11 protein-coding genes and 1 pseudogene are annotated in these 14,038 nt (G+C 42.4%); 11 read left to right on the top strand and 1 reads right to left on the bottom strand.

What is annotated here, in order from left to right; genetic code table 11:
* Window positions 1-52 precede the first annotated feature (52 nt).
* The 11 genes and pseudogenes from ACINWC323_RS19485 (at window position 53) to ACINWC323_RS16780 (ending at window position 12,618) form a co-directional block, all read left to right on the top strand.
* Window positions 53-523 carry a helix-turn-helix domain-containing protein gene (locus ACINWC323_RS19485; protein ID WP_009507417.1) on the top strand — a complete coding sequence of 157 codons (471 nt, stop codon included), beginning with the start codon at window positions 53-55 and terminating at the stop codon, window positions 521-523.
* A gap of 320 nt (window positions 524-843) precedes the next feature.
* Window positions 844-1,182 carry a hypothetical protein gene (locus ACINWC323_RS16740; RefSeq protein ID WP_009507445.1) on the top strand — a complete coding sequence of 113 codons (339 nt, stop codon included), beginning with the start codon at window positions 844-846 and terminating at the stop codon, window positions 1,180-1,182.
* A gap of 107 nt (window positions 1,183-1,289) precedes the next feature.
* Entirely contained in the window at window positions 1,290-5,810 is a 4,521-nt protein-coding gene (locus tag ACINWC323_RS16745) for a tape measure protein (RefSeq protein WP_009507421.1), read from the top strand.
* 89 nt (window positions 5,811-5,899) lie between these two features.
* Window positions 5,900-6,487 (top strand): hypothetical protein, encoded by a 588-nt coding sequence (locus ACINWC323_RS16750; protein WP_009507424.1) that lies wholly within the window; start codon window positions 5,900-5,902, stop codon window positions 6,485-6,487.
* Between the two features lie 90 nt (window positions 6,488-6,577).
* On the top strand, window positions 6,578-6,976 hold the full coding sequence (locus ACINWC323_RS16755) for a hypothetical protein (RefSeq protein WP_009507425.1): 399 nt from the start codon (window positions 6,578-6,580) through the stop codon (window positions 6,974-6,976).
* Complete coding sequence (locus ACINWC323_RS16760) at window positions 6,976-7,482, top strand: DUF1833 family protein (protein ID WP_005231296.1); 507 nt, start codon at window positions 6,976-6,978, stop codon at window positions 7,480-7,482. The genes ACINWC323_RS16755 and ACINWC323_RS16760 overlap by 1 nt, the downstream gene beginning before the upstream one ends.
* The gene (locus tag ACINWC323_RS16765) at window positions 7,479-7,847 is read left to right on the top strand and encodes a hypothetical protein (protein WP_009507435.1); all 369 of its coding nucleotides are present in this window, start codon (window positions 7,479-7,481) and stop codon (window positions 7,845-7,847) included. Before ACINWC323_RS16760 ends, ACINWC323_RS16765 begins: the two co-directional genes overlap by 4 nt.
* A pseudogene (locus tag ACINWC323_RS20015) lies at window positions 7,840-11,267 on the top strand (host specificity factor TipJ family phage tail protein). The gene ACINWC323_RS16765 and the pseudogene ACINWC323_RS20015 overlap by 8 nt, the downstream one beginning before the upstream one ends.
* A 242-nt stretch (window positions 11,268-11,509) precedes the next feature.
* Window positions 11,510-11,794, top strand: coding sequence for a holin (locus tag ACINWC323_RS16770; protein ID WP_009507409.1), 285 nt, complete (start codon window positions 11,510-11,512; stop codon window positions 11,792-11,794).
* Complete coding sequence (locus ACINWC323_RS16775) at window positions 11,784-11,996, top strand: hypothetical protein (protein WP_005231292.1); 213 nt, start codon at window positions 11,784-11,786, stop codon at window positions 11,994-11,996. The genes ACINWC323_RS16770 and ACINWC323_RS16775 overlap by 11 nt, the downstream gene beginning before the upstream one ends.
* A gap of 67 nt (window positions 11,997-12,063) precedes the next feature.
* Window positions 12,064-12,618, top strand: coding sequence for a lysozyme (locus tag ACINWC323_RS16780; RefSeq protein WP_009507476.1), 555 nt, complete (start codon window positions 12,064-12,066; stop codon window positions 12,616-12,618).
* A 219-nt stretch (window positions 12,619-12,837) separates the two neighbouring features.
* Here the strand turns inward: ACINWC323_RS16780 and ACINWC323_RS16785 are convergent, their stop codons facing one another.
* Window positions 12,838-14,031, bottom strand: a complete 1,194-nt coding sequence (locus ACINWC323_RS16785; RefSeq protein ID WP_221408631.1) for an IS256-like element ISAba26 family transposase — start codon at window positions 14,029-14,031, stop codon at window positions 12,838-12,840.
* Window positions 14,032-14,038 lie beyond the last annotated feature (7 nt).

Here is a 14,038-nt window from a genome sequence, read left to right as displayed (position 1 = left end):
TTTGATAAGTTAAGATAAGTTTTGAACATTGTCAATATATGGTTTCTAATACATGAATGATTCTTTCGGTGCTCGTTTAAAGTTCTTTAGATCTAAGGCGGGGCTTTCTCAGCAGCAGCTAGCTGAGAAATCAGGATTAAGCCGTAAGATTATTTCTGATTATGAAGTTAAAAAAGATATAGTTCCTAGAGATTCTAATCTTTATAAGCTAGCAAAAGCTTTAGAGTTAGATTCGTATAATCTTTTACCAAATGAAGAACCTATAGAGATTAATGAAGATGGCACTGTAAGTATTGGGTTCGGCTTGGATAATTTACCTGAAACTCTTAGGAAGAATATTGAATCTTTAGCTAAACATTATAAGAAAGATCCTCACGAATATTTATGTGAGATTTTTCAGCCAGCACTTGAAAGTTTTCTTGATAGTGAGGAAGCCAAAATAGCTAAAGAGTACCCAGAAAGAAATATAGATAAAATTATTTCAACTGAGTCAGAAGTTGTTAGATATCTGAATAAAAAATAGTTTAAAGTACGGCTAGATTTATAGAAAATTGGTTTTCCATCGCATAGATGGTTTAGAAACTCCCGGATTATCGTTGCAGGGTTCAAGTTAGGTTTTTCATCGCATAGATGATTTAGAAAAAGGTTCAGGCCAATGCAGCAAAGTTTGGTTTGTCTGTCATCGCATAGATGACTTAGAAAATATCTGCAATGACATTATCAGCAGCAGTAATGTTTTCCATCGCACAGATGGTTCAAAAAAGCCCACTTACATTGAGTGGGTTTTTTAATGACTTCATTTTAATCGTTTGTTAAATTACACATGCTTTAGAGGGTGTTTTTATGAATAAGATTATTATTGGTGTTTTATCTTTAATGTTTGCATTTACTGTAAGCGCTGAATCACGAATTGAAAAACAAGAAACTAAAAAGTTTCCAACAATGAAACAATGCATCAATTGGTTGGATTCTAAATTCCCAAATAAGCAATGGCATAACAGCAAAGGTATGCCTTGGGATTTAGCTGAGGATTCACCACATGTCGTGTATGGAGCAACATATTTGATCAATTATAAAAATAAAAAACTAACTCATCCTGTAGCATTAAGTTGTGAGTACAAAGAAACAGGAACTCAAGGTAATTTTTATGAGGGAACGTACTCTGTATCCAAAGCAAGATAAATTTTTCGATAGAATATTTAGAAATTGAAGCCCGTGAAAGCGGGTTTTTTATATCCAACATATGACCGCCTTTAGGGCGGTTTTTTATTGCCTGAAGGAAAGTAACCATGACGCAAGAATCCCGCTTAGTCATCGTAATTGACTCACAGAATGCTGAACGCAATGCCAAAGCCTTGGCTGATGAAATGTCTAGAATTACTGAGCGTGGTGATTCAGCATCACAATCTACCAAAGACATGGGTAAACAGTTTTCTGTGACCAATAACATTGTCCAAAACTTTAATACCACGGTAAACAATGCCAACTCATCCGTGCAAAAAACGGTTGAAGTCACCAAGCAGGCGACTCAGCAGAATCAAAAGTTTTCACAGGAAATAAAAAACACATCACAAGAGCTGGATAAACAGGAAAAGTCGATTCATTCCTACGGAGCATCAATTAAAGCCTTGGCTGGCTTTATGGTGGGTCTGGTGACTGTAAATGAAGCAATTGCCAGAGCTGATGGCGCGACTCAGATGGCCGCACGTATTCGTAATGCAACAGATAGTGCTGCTGAGTTTGATCTTGTGCAGGAGCGTTTATATGCGTCTACAAAAAGTACTTACCGTACCTTAGGTGAAGCGCAGGAGGTCTATTTAGGCTTGGCAGGTGGGATGAAAGCTTTAGGTTACGCCACCAATGATACCTTGGATGTGTCTGATTCACTTTCCTTTTCATTTACGGCAAATGCAGCACGTGCAGATCAGGCGCAATCGGCAATCGATGCTTTTAGTAAGTCCATGGCAAAAGGTAAAATTGATGCTGATGCCTGGATCTCAATCGTCACAGCTGCAGACAATATTATTGCTGATCTTGCTAAAACAACAGGCAAGACTGAGATGGAAATTCGTGAGCTGGGCGCAACTGGTAAAATCTCTTTAGAAGATTTGATCAAGACATTAAAAGCCACCAAAGACTCAAATCAGGAATTAGCGGATGCGATGGAGAATAGTCTGGCAGATGGCCTGACCACATTGTCTAACGCCGTGACAAAGTTACTTGGTGAAATCAATCAGAGTACGGGTGCAACTAATACTGCAGCAGCAGGCTTGGGATTATTAGCCGATAATATTGATATTGTGATGAGTGCAGCAGCGGCAGGCGGTCTTGCATATTTAACAAAGACAATTATTGCCAAAACTGTTGCTACTGACACTGGAGTTATTTCAACGATTCGCAGCCGACAGGCATCTATTGCCAATGCTCAGGCCGAGGTTACAGAAGCAACAGTAACGCTTAACGCGGCAAAAGCGCATCTTGCAAATATTCAAGCGACCAATGCTGAAGCACAGGCTAAATTCGGCGCTACCGCAGCGGCAGCACGCTATGCTCAGGCACAAGCTGCCGTCACTGTAGCTACGAATGCACAAACAGATGCACAAAAAAAACTCTCTTTAGCGACATTGAGTTTTGGTCGATTAGCAAGTGGAGCTTATGCCCTTGTTGGTGGGCCTATAGGCGCAATCACTTTGGGGGTAGCTGGTTTGACTGCAGTATATTCATACTTCAGCAATAAAGCAGAGGAAGCTAATCAAAAATTAGCTGAGCAGGCTAAGATTGCTGAGAAAGTAGATGAAGAACTTAAAAAGTTAACTGGCAATGAAAAGAAAAAGGCGGTTGATGATTTAACAGAAGCCTTTGAGGATCAGAATAAAACCCTTCGTAAGTCTGAGCTAGCCGTAGGATCTGCTTTAGTCTCAATTGAAAATTATGCCCGTGGAAATGCCGAAGTAGAGAAGATTTCACGAGAAGCACGTACAGGAGTAATTACTTATACAGAGGCTGTTGAGCGTTTAAACAAGATCAAGTTACCTACAGATTTATACGACAAATTAAAAGAGCAAGCACGTCAATATGATGAAAATGCCTCTAAAGCAAGTTTGTCGGCCACTAAGCTTAAATTATTGGGAAACGAGGTCAAGTTAGTTGGCAATCAAGCACAAAATGCAGCTTTACAACATAAAAAGCAAAATGAAGAACTGGAGGGCACAGCAACTGCAGCAGAGAAAGCTGAAAACAGCTTAAAAAAATTACGTGAAAGTGCTAACAAATCTATGTTGGACGATCAATATTGGATTAATAACTATACACGTAATAAAAAGTTGTTAGGCGAAGCGGGTGCTAAAGATTTTGCGGACTTTACACTATCTTGGCGTAAAGCTAATGATATTGGTCGTGAAGTAGCGCTATCAAAAGAGCAATCTCAAATCCTAACTGAACAGTGGAAGATGCATCAGAAAATCACTGCTGTTCGTGAAGAAGCTAGTTCAGCCATTAAAGAACAGACTAAAGCATTAGAGAAGCAGGAAAAAGTCAGTAAACGCCTAGTCGGGATCTCTGGTAATTCTGGAATTGGTACCGGCGCACATCTTGATGTTCGGTATGGTGGTTCGTTGTCTGGCCAGAAAGTCAGTAATGAGCATTTGGCCCGCTTAAAGGCGGCTGATAAACCTTTATCCTCATTTCGGATCAGTTCCAATTATGGACCAAGAAAAGCCCCTACTGCAGGGGCTTCTTCATTTCATAAGGGGATTGATTTTGCGATGCCTGTTGGTACACCAATCACTACCAATGTCGCCGTGAAAGATGTACAGACGGCCTATGATCCAAAAGGCGGTGGGTATTACAGCACGGTGACTTTTGAGGATGGTGTGGTTTTAAAACTGCTTCACCAGTCTCCAAAAATGCAAGGCAAGGTTAAAGGCGGTGCAAGCAAGGGCAGTGATAAAGCGGGAGTTGATATTCAATCTCAAATTGAGAAACAAATGGATGCTCAACGTGCACTGGAAAATGAAGTGGCCAGTGAAGTCCAGCGAATTAAAAGTAATTTGACTGTTCGCTTGGAGGATGTAGACAAGGCAGGCTTTACACCAAAACGCTCTGCTGAAATTAAGTCCGAACTCCAACGCCGTGCAGACAATGATATTACGATCGCTCAACAGGCTTTACGCACAAAGTTAGACGACTACAAGGAGTTCCAAAAAACAGAAGTTCAGTTACTCGAAGATAGCTTTGCCCGTAAAAAATTCAATGCTGCCCATGATATTGAGCTAAGCAAGTCTGAACAGAAACAGGCTGTTGAATTGCTAAATAAACAGCAGCAGCAAGAATTAGGCTTGTTGAAATTGGCACAAGAACAGCGACTGTTCCAGGCGAAACTATCCTTATTATCTGAAACTGAAACTATGCAGGAACGGTATCGATTAGAACGGGAGGAAATTTTAAAAAATACCAAGCTGAGTATTGAGGAGCGCCAAAAACTGATTACGTTCTCCAAAGCCAATCAGGAAAAGGAGATGCGTGACAAGATTACCGGTGCTGTTCAGAACTGGGGAAGTATCCAGGCTGATATGAATGGTAACAGCGAATTCTATCGACAGGATCAAGACCGGTTTAGCCGTCTTGGTGTAGCTCAGGATCTGTTTGATAGCAAGTCCGCAGCAGTTGACTACAACGAGCAAAGTGGTATTGAAGATATCAACTCCAAACTCCAGGCCGGCCTTTTATCACAGCAGGATTTTGAGGATCAGAAAACAGCGATCATGCAAGCCGCTCTTGAGCAACGCAATCTCATCTATGATGAATATGCTCAAAATGCCCAAGAGATTGAAGATAAGTACCAACAAGATAGATTGAATGCACAAATTGCTCTTGGTGGGCAAATGATTGGTTCAGTAACATCGATGTTCGGTTCTATGTTCGGTGAGCAATCCAAGGCCTACAAGATCATGTTTGCTGCAGATAAAGCTTATGCGATCGCAGCAGCCGGTATTGCGATTCAACAGAACATTGCTCAAGCGGCGAAAATTGGTTTCCCTCAAAACTTGCCATTAATTGCCGGTGCAATCGCACAAGGTGCAAGCATTATCAGCAATATCCGTGCAATCAAGGACCAAGGCTTTGCTGAGGGCGGTTACACGGGTAAAGGCGGTAAATACGAGGTTGCCGGATCTGTTCACAAGGGCGAGATCGTATGGTCACAGGATGATATTAAGCGCTGGGGTGGTGTCAATTTAGTCGAGAGTATGCGTAAGAGTGCGAACCCTGAAGCATTCCTCAACAATGCCTCGGCTGACAATATTATGCGCCGTGCACTGATGAGCTCTAATGCCTTTATGGAAAGTCAGAAGAAATCTGACATCTTTAATCAAGCTGGAGATGGCCAGATTATCTATAAGGTGAATCAGACTGCAGAGACTCCAAAGATCTCTACCGGTTCGGATCTGTATCATGATGGCAAAGTGTATTTCTCGCCGAATGGTCTGGTTCAGGATCGCTCAAATCTTGAGGATGTCCATGATTTTACTCTGGGCAGATCTGCTCGGCCACAGGCTGAGGCGATAGCTTCAGTTAAATCAACCGCACCTACGATCAACTTTAAAATTGAAGTGGTGAACCAGGTGAAAGGGGCAACGGTCGAAGCAGAGCAACTGGATGAAAATACTGTTCGACTTATTGTAAAAGATGAGTTAGATAAGAAGTTGCCACGTGAGGTACCGAAAATTGTGAGTGATCAAATCAAGGAACCTAACTCGTCGATCAGTCGAGCCATTTCGACCAACACGACTGCACGGCGTAATCGAATGTAATGATAGGAACCCTTTTAGAAGGGTTCATTTCATAATTTTTTAAATTTCAATTTGATGGAGTCTTTTAGTTTTAAAGATATGGTCATGACATGAAAAAAATAATTGTAATTTCTGCAGTAGTTTTAGGTCTTACTGGATGTGCTATTCCTGCAGTAAATAATCTCGTAAGATCTACGAATATGTATCAAGATGAAATAACAGGTGATACTGCAAATTTAAGGGTTTATAGAAGTAATATACCCATGGTGCAGTTTTACATTAGTTATCAAAATAATGAGGGTGAAAAAATTTCTAAAAACCTTATAACGAGGCAGATAACAAACAATTTAACAAAGTATGGCTCAATGCATGAGCCAAAAACATTAAATATGCCTAAGCCAACAATTGCTTTGAGAAACGGTGAGGAATTTTTTGAATTTAAGGTACCCGCAAATAAGAAAATAACTTTCAGGCTTACTTCAGTTATTGGATCAACTACTACATATAGCTGTGATGTAAAAATGGACTATAAATTGGACAAAAATGGAAATTATGAATTGTTCCGTTTTAAACAGATTAAAGATTTTGTGAATCCAGCTTTACTGACTGAACCATCTCAAGATGGAACCTACTGCATGTTTATAGTGAAGGAGCTTTTTGAAGATGGGAAAGAAACTGTAATTAAACCGGTTTCGTAATATTTGATAGTCTTTATAATTAATTTAATTCAAAGTCTTGTTTCATCAAACCATCTCTTGAGGTGGTTTTTTATTGCCTGAAGGAAAGTTATGTACAAGTTAAAACTTAATCCTCAAACGAGCGGCTATGGCGTGACACCAGGTGATGATGTGAAACGCCAGCAGTTTGATGGTGGACGTGGCCGCTACTACATCGATGTAAAACGTAATAGTCACATCGTTGACGTGAACTGGAGCTTAAGCAAAGCCGACTTCAATAAGATGATGGCTTTCTGGCGTGTTTACCAAAACATGCCGGCTTCATTTTATGTGGATCTGGTGATCGATCAGGGCACACGTCAGCAATACCTATGTAACTTCATGCCTGGTACTTTCAAAACCAATGAGGTCAACGGCAATCTGTACCGGGTCAATGCTCAGCTTGAGGTCGTACAGAATCAGAAGAACTTAGCTGCTGATCAGACCTTAATTAAAGATTGGGTGGTGTGATGGATCAGGAATATGCAAAGTTCTTTCTCAATCGCACGGTCGACATTTATCAGCTGGAGTGTATTGAGCTGACACATCCATCATTCATCAATACCTATCGGGTGGTCCGCAATGATGATCAGGGCGTTTATGTCCGGCACAAGGAGAATGACAGTCAGTTGTTCTATGAATATCTGCCTGCCGAGATCCAGCGCTCAGGCATGTTGGGTGATCTGGACCAGTCCTTAACGATTTCAATCTCAGGGCTTGGTGATGTACTGCCGGATGAGTTTGAGCGGGTGATGGAGGGGCAATATCCGGATATTAAGCCAACGGTAAATTACCGGCTTTATAGCTCGGACAATCTCAATACACCGATGTATTACTTGCTTGGGCTGCAACTGTCAGGCGTGGCCATGGACCACAAGGCAGTCACATTTAAAGCTGAGTCACCGCGACTGAATACCGCAAAAACTGGCGACATTTTCTCACTGGATCGTTTCACCGGTCTTAAGGGGGCGTTATGAATACGAAAGGTCATGATCATTTACTCGACCGGCAATACGATCAGGAAAATTACAACTGTGTCCACTTTGCGCATGAAGCCGCAATGGATCTGTATGGCATAGATCGTGGGGAAGCACTTGAACTGTTTATGCAGCCTAAGGGTGAAATCACTTTTTTACCTTCACGTTTGAAATTGCTTAATCCGCTACCCATGCCCAAGGAAGGCTGCATTGTCGCCTTCCACCCAAGACTCAGAAATAAGCCCCCGCATGTGGGGCTTTTTCGTGGGGGTAAGGTTTTGCATTTAATAGAAAGCGGTGTGTCTTATTTATCTGAACAAGTCGTAATGGCAATGGGGTTTAATCGGGTCAGTTACTATGATTAAGATTATTTATAAACAAGATCCTTTATCTGAAAACAAGGTTGTAGAACGCGCTGCAACCTTAGGGCAATGGCTCACTGCAAAGTACGAGCATATGCCTGAGCACCTGCGCATCTTCCATAATCCGAGTGATATGGAGCATGCTGAAATTTCGGTGGCCAACGAAGTTACACCAAAAAATGCCCATGACCTGAAGCAGCTGGATTTTCTACCTGGCACATTCATTGTGATTGAGAATCCGAAAGGCATTCCCGCCGTGGTTGCTGCAGTCGTATCATTAGTTGTGGGGCTGGCCGTGGCACTATTAATGCCAACGCCGTCGATCGCGCAGACCAACCAGAATAACAACCAGTCCTCATCCGCCAATAACGAGCTTTCAAGCCGTGAAAACAAGATGCGGGTAAATGGCCGCATTGTGGATCTGTTGGGTGCTGCAAACGATACGCCTGACCTGATCGCTGTTCCATACAAGGTGTACGAGAACAATGTCGAAGTTGAGCATATTGTCGGATGTATTGGCCGTGGCCACTATCAAGTCAATGGTGCTTTTGACGGTGAAACCAACATTGTTGATATTGCCGGCGCATCGATCGAGGTGTATAGCCCCGATGTCGATATTGTTACTGGCAATCCGTATTTCTTTTTAGGCAGTGAGATTACGACACTACCTTTATCTGTACAGCAACAAAACTCGGTCAATGGCCAGATCCTGCGCTCAGCTGATACTCAGGTACTGGAAGGTACCAACCATCTAAGATTTGGTTATCCGAATGAAATTTTAAGATCTGCATCTAATCTTACGGATTTAACCACAAAGTTTGTTAGTAATGATCGGGTAGAAATCACCAATAGCGGTTTCTGGTTCAATAACCAGTTTTATCATCTGGATGGTGTCTACAGTGTTTTGTCTGTTGCAAATGACCGGATGACCTTATCCAATCCAGCCGCAGTCAATCCAGGCTGGTGGATCCTGAAAGAGCTGGAAACCCAGAAAACAGCTGAGTTATCACCACGACTTGCATCGATAGGTGAGAAATGGATCGGGCCTTTTGTTCTGGACAATGTTGAGCGTAACCGGGTGCTGTGTAACTTTGTTGCGACCAATGGTCTCTACGCTATTTTCAACGGCAACATTCAGGGTGCATTGGATGTTGAGCTTGAAGTGGAAGTGACACCAATTAATGTGAATGGTGAGCCATTGGGTAATCCAATGTTTCAGCGGATCACCATGAAAGGATCTTCCAAGTCACGTCAGACTGTGGGTGTCACACTGGATATGACCACATTTCAAGGCCGTTGCAGTGTCCGTGCACGTCGGGTGACTGGCGCAATCAATGCACCGAGTGTGGTGGATGAGGTGAAGTGGCAAGCACTCTACGGAGCGTTTCCACTGCAAAGCACGCGGTACCACAGTGAAACTGTTTTCCGTGCCAGAACCTACGCCACTACAGGCGCTCTATCAGTCAAGACACGCAAGATCAACTTTGACCTGCAGCGCATGCTACCGACTTATAGAGACGGAGCAATGACCACGGATATTTATCCGACCTCAAGCTTTGCCGATGCCTTGGTATCGATGGCACTGGATGACAAGATCGGGCGCCGTACGGTTGATGAGCTGGATCTGGAAAATATCTACCGGACTTACTTTGAAATTGTGGATTACTTTGGTACACCGCTGGCCGCAGAGTTCTGTGCAACCATTGATGATACCAACCTTTCCTTTGAAGAACTGGTCACCAACGTTTGTGACGCAGTAGGGTGTACTGCTTATCGTCAGAACAATAAGCTCAAGCTGTATTTTGAACGGCCTACCGATAACTCGGTACTGTTGTTTAACTTCAGGAATATTTATCCGGAAACCTATCAAAGGATCTGAGCTTTGGGTATGGATGACTATGATGGCCTGATCTATGAATATACGGATCCTGCCGACGATAGCCGATCAATATCTACTTGCCGGATAAAAGCGCCAAAACCTAAAGAGGTAAATCGGTCGGTGTACGTAACAAGTGGCAAGCACACTTTAATGCGTACCGGCTCTGGAACAAGATGCGCTTCCAGCGTCGATCGATTACCTTTGATGCTGCATCTGAGTCAGAGTTACTGGTACTGCGTGACCGGATTGCGGTAGCGGATTATCGCAATCGTATTCACCGCAGCGGTGATGTGCTGCAGCAGGAAGGCCTGATCCTGACCTTAAGTCATGATGTGGAGTTTATTGCAGACAAAAGCTATGTAATTTATCTGCAGATGAGTGATGGCAGTGTGGATCTGATTCCGGTAACTGCAGGTGCCACACCTAACAAAGTCTTGTTAGGGCGTTTGCCAAATGGTCCGCTTAAGCTAAATCCAGAGGATTACATCAACACGACGTATATTGTGGTGAGCGATGATACCAAAGGCTCGTTACCTTATCTGGTGGCCAAAAAGGAACCTGTAGGCAAGACGAGCAATAAAATCACCGCCATCAACTATGATGAACGCTATTACATGAACGACAAGGATTTCAACGAATTGCCTCCAGATACAACTCCAATTTATATCCGTTATGATCAGCTTGATATCAATCTGGCTCGGTTATATCAGATGCAAAGAGGTGAGCTGCCGGCATTTGGAGAAATCAATTTTGTGGTAGAGCCTGGCGTATTGATTTTAAGTTCAAGTGCATATCGTGACGAGGTAAAGCTGATATATAACCATTGGTATGATAAACCAACTTATATATACAACATTCCTGCAATGCAAGAGATTCCTGCTATTGATACAGGTGAGTTCCCTCCTGATCTTGTGGTGAATCTCATTATAAAAGGCCATGTGGTCGGGCGGGGTGGTGATGGTGGTATTGCACATGCAGCTTATGCACCATGGGGAGAAAATTCGCCAGAAGATCAATATACAAGAACCCGTCGTAATGGATATGCGGGCGCACCAGGCTTATTGGTGCGTCACAGCAAAGTGAATTTGATCATCGATGGCGGTATTGTTGCTCGTGGTGGCTCTGGTGGTGGAGCTACGCCAAGTGGGATTAGTACCAGATACAACTACGCGATTCAGGGTGTTCCTGGTGGCGGCGGTGCACCATTCGGAAGGGTACTGAGTTATGTTCCAGTTGCTCAAGAAGTACCTCAATTCAGGGCGTTTTTTGAGAATAACTATATTGTCAATAAAGTTAGTGACGCCACGCTAACAGTACCTGGCCAAGGGTATCGCAAGCAGGATAAGGATGAAGGTACACCTCTATCAGGCTATGGTGGCGTTTGGGGGGGAGTTGGTACCGCAGCGGTAAGTAGTGATACATATGGTTGGAAATACCATGGTACTGAAGCAGGATTACCAGGACCAGGTGGGCCAGCCATTATTGGTGCACCGTTACTGTCCCTACAGATAATCAATGGAGGTCAAATTTTACAAACGCTTTAACAGTCTTAAACCTTTTATAAGCACCCAAACGGGTGCTTTTTTCATATTAATTATGTTCAAAAAACCCCCTAGTTTTATTGAAACTAGAGGGTTTTAACTTCAACTAGTTGCGCTGACTTCTAGCTGAAGCTAGAGGTAATTATACATTTTTTCAACCAGTTTTTGTCGGAAGTAACTGAAAAGAAAGTACTAATCCAACTCTTTTAATTGTTTTATTTTTACTTAGATATCCGGAGATAGACATGACAGAAAAACAGGGAGCTGTTGAGGCTGCAGCAAATGCAGCAGCAACAGCAACCAAATTTAGTTATACAACATACACAAGTGCAGGGGTGAGCGTGGTGTCTTGGTGGGCTTCAATTGACTGGATAGCGGTACTTGGTGTTGTAGTGGCCGTGGCAACATTCATTTTAAATCTCTATTACAAGCGTAAGGAGAATCAGCGTGCTGATGAAATCCACCAGTTACGTAAGAAGCAATATGAACAAACGAAAGAACGGATAAAAGGGGATTTTGATGACAAGTGAACAGACTCGGGCTTATTTAGCCTTTGCATTGGTTGGGCTGATGTTCGTCCTAGTGATTGCTCTATTTTTTGTCGATATGCCGCGAGAGAATAGCAACCTCATCAATACAGCATTAGGTTTCATTGCTGGTGCGATGACAACTGCCTGTGGCTTCTATTTCGGTAGTTCCGAGCAGGAAAAAAAGAAAGACAGTCCGAATTAAAGCCGTTTTATTAATCAATTTTATATGCCGCCTTAGGGCGGTTTTTATTTGTTCAGAGGAAATTAATATGGATCGCAAGGCGTTCTTTGATATAGCCCGTGAGCTACTTGGCGGCAAACTAACACAAAATCAAGTTGATCGATTTAGCGAAATTTTAGATGAATACCAATCCAGTGGCATGAAAGCCAGCCAAGTTGGTATCAATTTAATTACAAGTTTTGAAGATCTGGTACTTACAGCGTATGACGATGGGGTTGGTGTGTGGACCATTGGTTTTGGTACCACGGTTTATCCTAACGGCGTTAAAGTCAAACGAGGTAATACGTGCACATTGAATCAGGCAAAAGAATTTTTTGCTCATGATTTAAACCGTTTTGAAGCTGTGGTGAATCAAAGTGTGAAGGTAGCTATCAATCAGAATCAGTTTGATGCGTTGGTATCGCTGACATACAACATTGGCTCAGGCGCTTTTAAAGGTTCAACTTTACTCAAGTTGCTGAACAAAGGTGAATACCAAGGCGCGGCTGATCAATTCCTTGTCTGGAATAAAGCAGGCGGCAAAGTTATGAAAGGTTTAGTTCGTCGCCGAGAAGCAGAACGAGCACTCTTTTTAAAGAAGTAACTTATATGTGTAAGCGTACTAAATTTGCATCGATCATTACATTGCTGTGCCTCCTTTTCTCAGGTTGCACAGCTCACACAATTAACACGTCTGTAAATGTGAGTATTTGCGTTAAGGCTCTATAAAAGATTTCTATACTAGCTTAGGGAGGACAACATACCAACTATAAGTTCTGGAGAGCAAGCGAGCCTGTAAATTATTTTGTGTAAGTTCCATTTTTTATAAATGATCTTTTAATCGATCATCGAACTGAATCGTAAACCAATTCATTGCTAAACGCCAATTTTGAATTGGCATCGTCCATTTCTTCGCAGCATTTGATGTTGCTAAGTAAATGACCTTCTTTACTGAGTCATCAGATGAAAAGATTTTCCTTTTCTTCGTTGAATGGCGTATTACGCTATTCAACGACTCAATCGCATTTGTTGTATAAATAGCATGACGTATTTCGGCTGGATAGCTAAAGATCGTTCGGATATTTTCCCAATTGGCCCGCCAGGATTCTCCAATTTTGGGATACTGGTGATTCCATTGATCACAGAAGATGTCTAGGGACTTTAAAGCATTTTCCTCTGTACTTGCCTGATAAATCGCTTTCAGACCCGACGTAACAGCCTTGTAGTCTTTCCAGCTTACAAATCTCAGGCTATTGCGTACAACATGCACAATACACAGTTGAATATCAGTATGAGGGTAAACAGAGGCTATCGCGTCAGGAAAGCCTTTTAATCCATCTACACAGGCAACAAGAATGTCCTGTACTCCTCGATTTTTTAGCTCTGTCATGACTGACAGCCAGAATTTGGCACCTTCTGTCTGAGCAATCCACATACCCAGTAATTCTTTTTGCCCATCCATATTGATGCCTAAAGCAAGGTATACGGACTTGTTAATCACATTGGAGTGCTGACGGACTTTGACAACAATACAGTCAAGATAGACAACAGGATAAAGGCTATCTAAGGCTCTATTTTGCCACTCAGTCACTTGCTCAATCACAGCATCGGTAACTTTGCTGATGAGAGATGCTGACACATCGGCATCGTACATTTCTTTGAAGAAGGCTACAATTTCCCTATTAGTCATTCCTTTTGCATACAGTGAGAGGATTTGGTCATCCATACTGGTGATGCGTGTTTGGTGCTTTTTGATAATTTGTGGCTCAAATGAACCTTCTCGATCACGGGGAATATCTAAAGCCAGTTGTCCATCTTGAGTTGTAATGGTTTTAGAACTAAACCCATTACGGCTATTTGAGCCTTTCTTGGGCTGATGCTTTTCATAACCGAGATGGTCTGAAAGTTCAGTATTGAGTGCAGTTTCAATCATGAATTTTTTAAAGACTGCTGTCATTTGGTTTAAGTCTTCTGGTGTTTTTAGACCTTTAGCCAATTCGGCAGCCATACTTTTGATTGTTGCT

Source organism: Acinetobacter sp. WC-323, assembly GCF_000314615.1.
GTDB lineage: Bacteria > Pseudomonadota > Gammaproteobacteria > Pseudomonadales > Moraxellaceae > Acinetobacter > Acinetobacter courvalinii.
This window is presented reverse-complemented; position numbering and strand designations above follow the sequence as displayed.